Origin of the sequence: Shewanella sp. SG44-2 (assembly GCF_014164215.1) — a bacterium.
Classification (GTDB): Bacteria; Pseudomonadota; Gammaproteobacteria; order Enterobacterales; family Shewanellaceae; genus Shewanella; species Shewanella frigidimarina.
The window spans coordinates 72,424-83,029 of record NZ_JACJEU010000018.1 but is presented as its reverse complement, the minus strand read 5'-3'; the positions used below and the strand labels follow the sequence as shown (position 1 = coordinate 83,029).

Here is a 10,606-nt window from a genome sequence, read left to right as displayed (position 1 = left end):
AGGTTTCGGCTCAATGAATTCTGATTTCATTAATTAGACTCGGAAGAATCTAAATAATGTTTGTACATATTACTATGAACATTCATCGTTGCATTGAGTTTAAATTTTTTGATTGCCAACATTCCTAAGAACAGAAGACAATTTCGAATAACTCAATACCTGTGAATGTCCACACAGATTTCTTGTTTAGATTGTTAAAGAACGTTGCTAGCATGAACATCTTTCGATTTTTCATTCAGCGGCCGCTGACGCTAGGTCGTTGGCTTGGGGTGCGTATTCTACGCTTTCCCGTGTTGGCGTCAAGTGTTTTTTCAAACTTTCTTTTCGCCTTGAACTCAGTGTTTTTAAGCACTTAATTCAACCTGACTCGGTAACCGCTTGCGCTGTCTGCCGTGTCAGTGGATGCGCATTATAGGCACCACACGTTTTTGCGCAAGGCCTTTTTTAAGGTTATTTGTTATTTCTGGCTTGTTTGCGGATAATTTAGCCTGACCAGCTAGTTTTTAAGCATTATACTGTCACAAACCATGAATCTATAAGGATTGTTATGTCGACTAATATAAGAACTTACCAAGGAATACACCCTAATTTAGCTGATAACGTCTATGTTGACGAGTCTGCAGTGCTGGTTGGTGACATTAAATTAGATCATGACGCGAGTGTTTGGCCATTAGTTGCTGCGCGCGGTGACGTAAATAAGATACGTATAGGTAAACGCAGTAACGTGCAAGACGGCAGCATATTACATGTAAGCCGTAAGTCTTCGGCAAACCCTGATGGGCATCCATTGATTATTGGTGATGATGTCACTATTGGTCACAAAGCTATGCTGCATGGCTGCAAGATTGGTCATCGCGTACTTATCGGTATGGGTGCTATCTTACTTGATGGTGCAATAGTAGAAGATGATGTGATTGTGGGAGCCGGTTCATTAGTTCCTCCCAATAAAGTTTTGCAGAGTGGTTATTTATATGTTGGCAGTCCATGTAAACAAGTAAGGCCATTAACTGAAGCCGAACGTGCATTTTTACCACTGTCAGCGGATAATTATGTCCGTTTAAAAAATGAATACTTGGTAGACCTACAACAATAAACCTGCTCGTTTAATGTAATGGATCAATTTTTCTTGGTCCATTACATGGCCCCGCCAAAATAGCTCGCTCCAAACATATTTTATACTATAGGTTGATAAACTAATATGGTCTTATATGATAGCTACTCATTAGGATATGCTGTACTGCGTTATAAATACTAACCAGTATTGCCGATTTTTTAACAAGGATAGTTAAGTGAAAACCCAAAATCGCGTTACCACTAAATATGTCGGCTACCTTGATATTAAGCAGCATTTACTATTCTTGGTCATCCCTTTATTGCTAATCAGTATTATCACATTTACAGCGTTTGATACTAGTAGTGCTTATCAATACTTATCTCTTATTGGTTGTGGTTACACTATTTGTTATGCCATAACATATTTTACCCATAGACAAAATATGTTACGCCTTTGGCAACATTTGGAACATGTAATCCACATTAACGATACGACTTATGAGCTAGTCAATTTATCTAGTCAATACGATTCAGAACAAGCTTTTTTGGATGCGCTATTACTGAAAGCGATAAGTGTTATAGATGACGCAGAAATGGGCAGTATCATATTGGTAGATAATCAGACTAATCAGTTACAGTTTGAATCGGTTATAGGACTAAATATTGATGCCTTGCAAAATATTAACTTTACCCTAGAAGAAACCTTTTTATACCGATTGACTCAAGGACATTGCCATAAAACTGTTGTCATTAGTAACATCAATGCTAAAAGCCCAAAAAGATATGATCAATTTATTCTACCAAATGCATCAACAAAACCTATTTCTTCAACTTTATCTAGCCCTATCCGAATTGAAGACAAGCTTTACGGGATGATGAATTTAGACAGTAGCAAGATGGAAGCGTTTGGTGATTTCGATATTAATTTGGTTAATATTCTTACATCAGAAGCCGCTAACGCAATTTCACTGTACCAAAAGTCTAAAAAAATTGAGCTCCTGGCTGATTATGACGGCTTAACCGAGCTGTATAATCGCAAAAAATTTGATGCAACGATTCTGCAATGGCAACACCTCCCTGAGTTAGCAAGCTATATCATTATTTTGGATATGGATAACTTAAAACCGTTAAATGATCAGTACGGACATCAAACTGGTGATGATGCATTGAAGGCCTTTGCACAATCACTAAAATCAATGTGGCATCCTCATTTTTTAGTCGCGAGATATGGCGGTGATGAATTTATTGCATTATGTCGTGGCCCCATCGATGTCTTAGAGCAACAAGTAATACAATTGCAGCATGATCTAGCGCTGTTAAGCCCCGCGATTCATTTTAGCTACGGATTTGCTCAGTATGATCAAGATTGGGCTAACGCGTTTAAACAGGCAGATAATAATATGTATAGCCAAAAGCGACTGAAGAAACAACTGGCTCAGCCTTAAGCTAGTATAATGTCACCACTGTCATTAAAAGCTTCTTGTTCGATCAATGCTTCTGCCTGGTCTTCAAGATCAAAACGACATTGCTCAAATAAACACACGGCATTACTTCCACTGACAACTTGCTTGTCGCAAAGCTCACTGATGACCGAGAAACTGGCATAACAGTTGATATTTACGCCTTGTTGCTGAGCAATAAACTTCACTTGATTGGTTTCGGGATAGACTTGATCGGTAAATATTACGCTTTGATTCATTAATCTATTGCCTCTTGCGCTAATGATTCACGCAGTTTTCGCATAACCGAACCCGTATCAGGAGTAATCCCACGCCATAAACTAAAGCTTTTAGCCGCTTGACCAACCAACATACCTAAGCCATCAGCAGTTTTACGCGCATTTTGCGCTTGAGCCCATTGATTAAAAACAGTGGTTTGTTGGCTATAAGTCATGTCGTAACAATCTGTTGTTTCATCGACTATAACGCTAGGCAAGGCAATTAATTGTCCAGATAGACCAGCTGAAGTTGAGTTAATAACTAAATCAAATGGCGATATTAGCTCTTCAATGGGTTTAGCAAAAAAGTTACCGTACTCATTGAATAAGGTTTGAAGTTGCTCTGCTTTTTCGTGAGTCCGATTACAGATAATCAACTGAGCCACATTGTGCTGTAATATAGGTAAAATACAGCCTCTTGCCGCGCCACCAGCACCCACCAATAACACTCGCTTACCTTTTAGCGAACCAAACAGCATTTCAAGGTCATTCACCAAGCCAACACCATCGGTATTGTCACCGCCAATTTTACCATCGGGTAAATTAAACAGGGTATTTACTGAACCAGCGAGTTTAGCCATTTCACTGAGTTCGTCACACATGGAAAATGCTTGTTCTTTAAAAGGTGCTGTAACATTGGCACCTTTACCACCATTGGCAAAAAATGCCGCTAACGAAGAGTCAAATTGATCGACAGGCGCGAGAATAGCTTCATAGCTTAAGTCTTGCTGAGTTTGCTTGGCAAACTCAGTATGTATAAATGGTGACTTACTTTGCGCTATCGGATTGCCAAATACAGCATATTTATCTGTCATTCGCTTTGTCTCTTCATTAACGATTTAGGGAAACATCCCACGTAAAGAGTGAGATGTTATCGGCTATATGCTTCAGGCATTGCTGTTTTTTGTAAATAGCGATCACGGAGCTTGTCTTGACGACTGTCAGTGCTTTGCTCCTCTCCTGCAATCCACATCTTTTGTACTTTACTACTAAACTCGAAAGGATCACCGCTCCATAACACTAAATCTGCTGGCTTACCGACCGCAATACGCCCGGAGTCTAAATGGAAAATATCAGCCACATTTGCCGTCACAGAAGCCAGAGCATCTTCATAGTTCATCCCGTTAGCAACCGCATTACCGGCACTAAAACGGAGTGCGTAAATACCATGGCTATCACCAGGTAAAGCAATGGCTACTTTGACACCCGCTTTTGCTAGTTTACCTGCATTTTCGAGTGAATTATGCAACGAATCAAAACTTTCTGGTAAGTTACGCATGCTATCAATAACCACAGGGATATTTGCTTGCGCGAGCTTATCCGCCACTAATACGGCATCAGCTGCATTGACCAAAACAAGGTCTATGCTCAAGTCTTGTTTAAGCTTAATTAAATGCAAAATATCACTGGCACGGTCTACTGCGATAATTAATGGTTTTTCACCCGCGAGTACCGCGTTAATAATATCATCTTCACGACTTTGTGCATCACTATCATCGTCAGCTGTTTTTTTCGCTTTACTCTTTTTGGCTTGCGCTTTTTTAGCATCCTCAAGTTTATGGATCAATTGCTGCATTCCTGCAGCACGCGAGCCTTCTTCTATCGCACCTAATGCAACCACTAATCCGGTGTTAGCGGCCAGTATACTGTCCCAATCACCACTTAAATCTACAATAAATGTTTGTCCTGCAAAAATGCCTTCGCCACCGCCAGATGACACTACATTACGAGTTATTCCGCCTTTGCGAGCAAATGGCACCGTAGACGCCTTGGGGTTGTAAGCTAAACTAGGATCAAAAATGACATCAGCTTCTTTTTCGTAAGCATCACGTGAAGAGGCTATCGCACCGATTTCTACTAAGCCTAAATCATTCATACTCGCGATAAAGCCTGGAGTTAATATTGCCCCTTTAGCATCTATCACGGTATCAGCAGTCGGTGACGCCGGATTAATGGCTACAATAGTGCCGTCTTCAATCACAACAGTAGCATCGGTTAATACCCCTTGCTCTGTGGCGGTATGCACTGTGGCATGGATAATTGCTATACTTTCAGCTTGAACCGCACAACTCAATGCTAGGCCGACCGATAAACTTAAAGCAAGTGCAGATTTTTTAAATAGTGTCATTGTCTTGCTCCTTATTGTTGACCTAACATAAAGTCACTTTGTGCCTGGTAGGCAGGATCTTGGCGGTCATACACTTTTGCACCGTCAATAAATACCTGTTCAGCTTGGGCGTATACGCTAAACGGGTTGGTATTCCATACAACCACATCTGCATTTTTACCCTTTTCGAGTGAACCGGTCTTATCGCTAATACCCAATGATTTTGCCGCATTAGCAGTAATCCAACCAATTACGTGCTCAGCTTTTAAGTCAAAGCCTTTATCATTCGCGTTATTCATGATTTTTGCCGTTTCTTGATTAAGGCGCTGAATGGTTACGCCAGAGTCTGAATGTACGACGGCACAAGAGTTTTTAACCGCATCGACCATGGCAACATTTTCAAGCACCATGTCATAAGCTTCTAATTTAAAGCCCCACCAATCTGGCCACATAGCTGCACAGTGACCATTTTCAGCCAATAAATCGGCAATTTTGTATGCTTCTACAGCATGATGGAATGTGCCAGCGTGATAACGGAACTCTTTACCTAGGTCGATCATCATCGCCATTTCCTCAGCTTTGTAACAATGGTTATGAATTAAAATATCACCTTCAAGCACACCTTTAAGCGTATCTTTCATTAAGTCGCGCTTAGGTGCTACAGGGTTCTTACCAGCGGCGTATTCAGCATCATATTTATCCCAAGCACGTTTGTATTCTGTGGCTTGAATAAATGCCGTGCGGTAGCCCGCCATATTACCCATACGTGTCATGGGTAATTCGTTACGGCTACCATATAAAGATTTAGGGTTTTCACCACAGGCCATTTTTAATCCATACGGCGCGGCAGGAAATTTCATCGCTTGCATGGTTGTCGCGGGGACATTTTTGAGCGTGACTCCACGGCCACCAATAAGGTTAGCTGAGCCTGGTAAAATCTGTAGCGTGGTGATACCACCTTCTCGGGCACGGTTAAACCCAGGATCTTGCGGCCATACACTATGCTCAGCCCATACTTCAGCGGTTACCGGATTAGTCATTTCATTGCCGTCATTGTGTGACTCGGCATTTGGGCTTGGATAAACCCCTAAGTGTGAATGCACATCAATGATACCTGGGGTAATCCATTTGCCTTTAGCGTCGACAACTACTGCACCTTCAGCGGAAAGCTGTTGACCCACAACACTAATTTTGCCGTCTTTTATCAATACATCAGCATCATCAATACGCTCACCAGTACCGGTTAATACAATGGCATTTTTAAGCAGCGTGGTTGAATTAGGCAGTATTTGATAAGTACTTGGATACGGATTGGCATTGATTGTGATTTTGGGGTCTTGTTGTTCTGCTGGGCTACAACCTGCAATTGCAGTTGATAGCGCCACAGCTACCAAAGAAGGCATTAACTTTGCCATTGGGATCTCCTGTCTTATTTTGCGACCAATCTAACCAAGTTAACTGCCGAAATACAGCCTAATCGTTAAATAATTGGTATCAAAACGTTAACAATAAAATGATCCTGCCATGACATCGATTTCGTTATAATAACGCCGACACTCTTAAACACTGACAATATGAACTGGTTACGTAAATTATTCACTAAGCCGCAAGCTGTTGATGACAGAGACACAGCGCAATCAAATGCCTACGACCTCATTGGTGGCGATAAGGTGATCCGCGCTATTGCCCATGACTTTTATCAACAGATGCAAACGCGCCCCGAAACCCAAGTGTTATTAGCGATGCATCGTTCGCCAATGCAAGAGTCTGAACAAAAACTGTATGAGTTCTTAAGTGGTTGGTTAGGTGGTCCGCAACTGTATCAACAAAAACATGGTCATCCGGCTTTACGCGCCAGGCACATGCCTTTTGCTATTGATGAATCGATGCGAGATCAATGGTTAATCTGTATGCGTGCAGCCATTCAAAACAACATAAAAAAGCCTGAACATCAACAAGTGATTATTCAGGCTATTTCTACACTAGCTGACAATATGCGTAATCGTTAGACCGCAGCCAACCAATCTTGTGGCTTTAGGTAGATGTCATACAGCTCTGCTTCTGCAGTCCCTTCTTCTGGGGTGAATGCATATTCCCAGCGAACCAATGGTGGCATCGACATTAAAATGGATTCCGTTCGGCCACCAGTTTGCAGGCCAAATAAAGTGCCACGATCATAGACCAAGTTAAACTCAACATAGCGACCACGGCGATAAAGCTGGAACTGGCGTTCGTCATCGCCATATTCTAACTCTTTGTTGCGTTCGACTATCGGCGCATAAGCTTCAATAAAACCGTTGCCTACCGCTTGCATAAACTCAAAGCTTCGCTCAAAACCAGGTTCGTTAAGATCATCAAAAAACAATCCACCGACACCACGGGTTTCATTACGATGCGGTAAGAAGAAGTACTCATCACACCACTTTTTATACTTGGGATAAACGTCTTCACCAAATGGATCGCAAATATCTTTAGCCGTTTGGTGCCAGCTAACGACATCTTCTTTGAAAGGATAATAAGGCGTTAAATCAAATCCACCACCAAACCACCATACCGGATCAGCCCCTTCTTTACGGGCAATAAAAAAACGCACGTTAGCATGCGTGGTCGGAATAAACGGATTATTAGGGTGAATAACCAATGACACCCCCATAGCTTCAAAACTTCTGCCAGCTAATTCTGGACGATGTGCCGTGGCCGATGCGGGCATAGCGGCGCCCATTACATGTGAGAAGTTAACACCGGCTTGCTCAAACACTTGGCCCTGAGTTAATACTCGACTCGTACCACCGCCACCTTCTTCACGTTCCCACGAATCAGCTTTAAACGTCGCTTTACCGTCGAGCAGCTCTAAACGCTGACAAATATTTTGCTGTAATCCCAACAAAAACGATTTTACTTGTTGTGCGTCTGGCACATGGGAAGAGGTGTTTGACATAGTATTAGCTTCCATTACGAAGAATTTGACCACTGCGAGCATCGATGATGGTTGATGGCTGACGTTGTTCGCCCAGCTTACCTAAAATCAATGCATCAATTTTATCGCTAAAATCAGTGATGATATGTTGTGCATCGACCACCGGTTGCTCACCAGCTAAATTGGCACTTGTCGATACTAAAGGTTTATTGAGGGTGTCGCATAGCTCTCGAACTACTGGGTGAGCAGATACCCTTACGGCAATTGAATCAAACTCGCCGCACAATAATTTTGATACGTGTGACTGAATAGGCATAACAAACGTAAATGGCCCTGGCCACTTTGATTGAGCAAACTGCAGTTGTTGCTCAGTTAATTGAGTGATATCAAGATAAGGTAATAGTTGCTCAAATGAACTGGCCACCAAAATTAAGCCTTTTTGCCAAGGACGCTGCTTTACTGCCAACAGTTTCTCGATAGCACTATCATTATCAGGATCACATCCTAAACCAAATACAGCTTCTGTTGGGTAAGCTATCACGCCACCTTGTTGTATTGTGGTGGCGACAGCCGATGGCTGCAGTTGCAACATTGAATTTCCTTCCATCAAATTATTGATATAAAAAGTTATAAAGCACGCTTATATTTACAGGATTTTTGCGGACACTCGACTCGGCTACCAGCCGCACCTTTACGCTCGACTAAAATGCCGAAGCCACACTCTGGGCATGCTTCATTATGTGGAGGGTAGTTTACGATAAACTTGCATTTTGGGTAGGCACTACATGCAAAAAAAGTTTTGCCATACCGGCTAGTACGAGACTCTAGATGGCCTTTTTTACACAGTGGGCAAGTTATCTGCTCAGCTTCGTTGGCGTGGTCATGTTTTTCAATGTGGGTACATTCAGGATAATGCGTACAGCCGATAAAAATACCAAATCGACCAGACTTAACAGCCAACTCATTACCACATTTAGGGCATTCAGAACCGCTAATAATTTGGGTTTCAATCGACTCATGCTGTACTAGCGGACGGGTATAATCGCAGGTTGGATAGTTATTACATCCCACAAAACTGCCATGTTTACTGTGTTTAACCGACAACTCAGCACCACAAACAGGACAAAGCTCAAACTCTTTCTCCAATGCATGTTCGTGGACAGTAAAAAGTTGCTGATCAATTTTCGACATGGGTTTCTCTGTGAGTAATATTCTATAGACCTAAAAAAGGAGGCTAAGCCTCCTTTCTGTTATGAGTGTAAGCGCCCCTCTGGCTGCTCGAAGATTAAATCTTCCATTTGCTCATAGGCTGACTCATTTCCTGGCACATTAAATAGTACCATTAATACCACCCATTTGAGATCTTCTAACTCTAATGTTGGCTCATCTAACTCCATAACACGGTCAATAACCATTTCACGAGTTTCGACACTGAGCACTTGAATCTGTTCTAAAAACAGTAAAAAACCACGACACTCAACATCTAATTTGGCCATTTCCGCTTTAGTATAAATACGGAATGAATGTTGTGCATGATTACACAAGTACGGTTTATCACTCTCTTGTAGATCAGCTAAGTGCTCTAACCAAGAAAGTGCTTTGATAATATCAACTTGATGAAAACCCGCACGGGTTAACTCTTTAGTGAGTTCATCTTCATCAACTAATAACTCAATCTCACTATGAACATAATTTTCAAATAAATACATGAGGATATCGAACATGGCTAACTCCTCTTTAGTCTGACGTAACCACCGGGCACAGCTGCAACCCACCCTTGTAATTCAAGTTCAAGCATTTGTATTAACACCAGATCTATCGGTTTCCCACTATCCTCAACTACCGAATCTATCGCGGTAGTTTCATATCCTACACTAGCTAACAGCGGAGGAAATGGCAAATCACTAACATCATTATCCTGTATATGGTGCCGTAGATGCAATTGTTCAAGGTGATAATCTGATAAACAGCCTAATTCTTCTATTATATCGGCAGCAGACTCGACAAGTTTTGCACCATTTTTAATCAAATCATGACAACCTTGGCTATATCCTCCTAACACGGAGCCTGGTACAGCAAACACTTCACGATTTTGCTCCATTGCCAGCCTAGCACTGATTAATGAACCACTTTTACGGCTTGCTTCTACTACCACGGTACCCAGACTTAAGCCACTGACAATCCGGTTACGCCGAGGAAAGTTACCAGCAAAAGGCCCTATACTTGGCCAGTATTCACTGATTACGCAACCGGTATTAATAATGCCATGATACAAGTGTTGATGACGCTTAGGATAAATACACTCTACCCCACAACCCAACACGGCCATGGTCGTTCCATCAACCGCCAAAGTCGCTTTATGGGCTGCACCATCAATACCCGTCGCCATGCCACTAGTGATCGAAAAACCTTGATTAGCTAAATGACCAGCAAGATCTGCTGCCATATCTAAGCCGCCTCGAGAGGCATTACGGCTACCAACAATCGCAATACTCGGTAATAAAAGGGATTCTATCGAGCCTTTAATAAATAATACCTGCGGTGGATCTGATATTTGTGCAAGTAATGGAGGGTAAAGAGGATCAGAGAGGGTCACAATGTAGTGATTAGGTTGCGAATCGAGCCAAGTTAGGGCTTGCTCTACTTTATTAAAGTCGATATGGCATTTAGCCAACAGGCTTGCCGATAAAGGCAAGGCCTGTGGTTCAAACTCTAGACGTTGACGAATCTCTTCAACGTCCATTTGAGTTAACAATTGTTGAATCCGAGCAGGTCCTAGCCCAGATACTGCACAAACAACTAGCCAGTCGAC

At 42.1% G+C, this 10,606-nt stretch carries 12 protein-coding genes; 3 read left to right on the top strand and 9 right to left on the bottom strand.

The genetic code is table 11. The features are described from left to right. Positions 1–547: 547 nt before the first annotated feature. The gene (locus H5181_RS13890) at positions 548–1,093 is read left to right on the top strand and encodes a gamma carbonic anhydrase family protein (protein ID WP_182751318.1); all 546 of its coding nucleotides are present in this window, start codon (positions 548–550) and stop codon (positions 1,091–1,093) included. Between the two features lie 196 nt (positions 1,094–1,289). Then, a complete protein-coding gene (locus tag H5181_RS13885) occupies positions 1,290–2,498 on the top strand; it encodes a sensor domain-containing diguanylate cyclase (RefSeq protein ID WP_182751317.1) in 1,209 nt (402 codons plus the stop codon). On the opposite strand, the gene H5181_RS13880 is transcribed toward H5181_RS13885, so the two are convergent. The 4 genes from H5181_RS13880 to H5181_RS13865 are packed head-to-tail and all read right to left on the bottom strand — an operon-like array spanning position 2,495 to position 6,292. Continuing rightward, positions 2,495–2,752 carry a DUF1488 domain-containing protein gene (locus H5181_RS13880; protein ID WP_059746082.1) on the bottom strand — a complete coding sequence of 86 codons (258 nt, stop codon included), beginning with the start codon at positions 2,750–2,752 and terminating at the stop codon, positions 2,495–2,497. The two genes, H5181_RS13885 and H5181_RS13880, sit on opposite strands and share 4 nt — an antisense overlap. Continuing rightward, positions 2,752–3,585, bottom strand: a complete 834-nt coding sequence (gene aroE / locus H5181_RS13875; RefSeq protein WP_182751316.1) for a shikimate dehydrogenase — start codon at positions 3,583–3,585, stop codon at positions 2,752–2,754. The genes H5181_RS13880 and aroE overlap by 1 nt, the downstream gene beginning before the upstream one ends. Before the next feature lie 56 nt (positions 3,586–3,641). Further along, a complete protein-coding gene (locus tag H5181_RS13870) occupies positions 3,642–4,898 on the bottom strand; it encodes an amidohydrolase family protein (protein WP_182751315.1) in 1,257 nt (418 codons plus the stop codon). Between the two features lie 11 nt (positions 4,899–4,909). After that, on the bottom strand, positions 4,910–6,292 hold the full coding sequence (locus H5181_RS13865) for an amidohydrolase (protein ID WP_182751314.1): 1,383 nt from the start codon (positions 6,290–6,292) through the stop codon (positions 4,910–4,912). Positions 6,293–6,451: 159 nt separating this feature from the next. Between H5181_RS13865 and H5181_RS13860 the strand changes: the two genes are divergently transcribed. Then, positions 6,452–6,886, top strand: a complete 435-nt coding sequence (locus tag H5181_RS13860; RefSeq protein WP_182751313.1) for a group II truncated hemoglobin — start codon at positions 6,452–6,454, stop codon at positions 6,884–6,886. Here the strand turns inward: H5181_RS13860 and hemF are convergent. Genes hemF through dprA form a run of 5 tightly spaced genes read right to left on the bottom strand, consistent with a single transcriptional unit; the run spans position 6,883 to position 10,537 of the window. Continuing rightward, the gene (hemF, locus tag H5181_RS13855; RefSeq protein WP_011635522.1) at positions 6,883–7,815 is read right to left on the bottom strand and encodes an oxygen-dependent coproporphyrinogen oxidase; all 933 of its coding nucleotides are present in this window, start codon (positions 7,813–7,815) and stop codon (positions 6,883–6,885) included. The genes H5181_RS13860 and hemF overlap by 4 nt on opposite strands. Positions 7,816–7,819: 4 nt before the next feature. After that, on the bottom strand, positions 7,820–8,386 hold the full coding sequence (locus tag H5181_RS13850) for an L-threonylcarbamoyladenylate synthase (protein ID WP_059746088.1): 567 nt from the start codon (positions 8,384–8,386) through the stop codon (positions 7,820–7,822). A gap of 35 nt (positions 8,387–8,421) precedes the next feature. Next, positions 8,422–8,985: a type I DNA topoisomerase gene (locus H5181_RS13845; RefSeq protein WP_059746089.1), complete on the bottom strand. Its 564-nt coding sequence runs from the start codon at positions 8,983–8,985 to the stop codon at positions 8,422–8,424. Between the two features lie 59 nt (positions 8,986–9,044). Further along, positions 9,045–9,518: a DUF494 family protein gene (locus tag H5181_RS13840; RefSeq protein WP_011635519.1), complete on the bottom strand. Its 474-nt coding sequence runs from the start codon at positions 9,516–9,518 to the stop codon at positions 9,045–9,047. Between the two features lie 2 nt (positions 9,519–9,520). Beyond that, positions 9,521–10,537 (bottom strand): DNA-processing protein DprA, encoded by a 1,017-nt coding sequence (gene dprA / locus H5181_RS13835; protein WP_182751319.1) that lies wholly within the window; start codon positions 10,535–10,537, stop codon positions 9,521–9,523. Between the last annotated feature and the right edge of the window lie 69 nt (positions 10,538–10,606).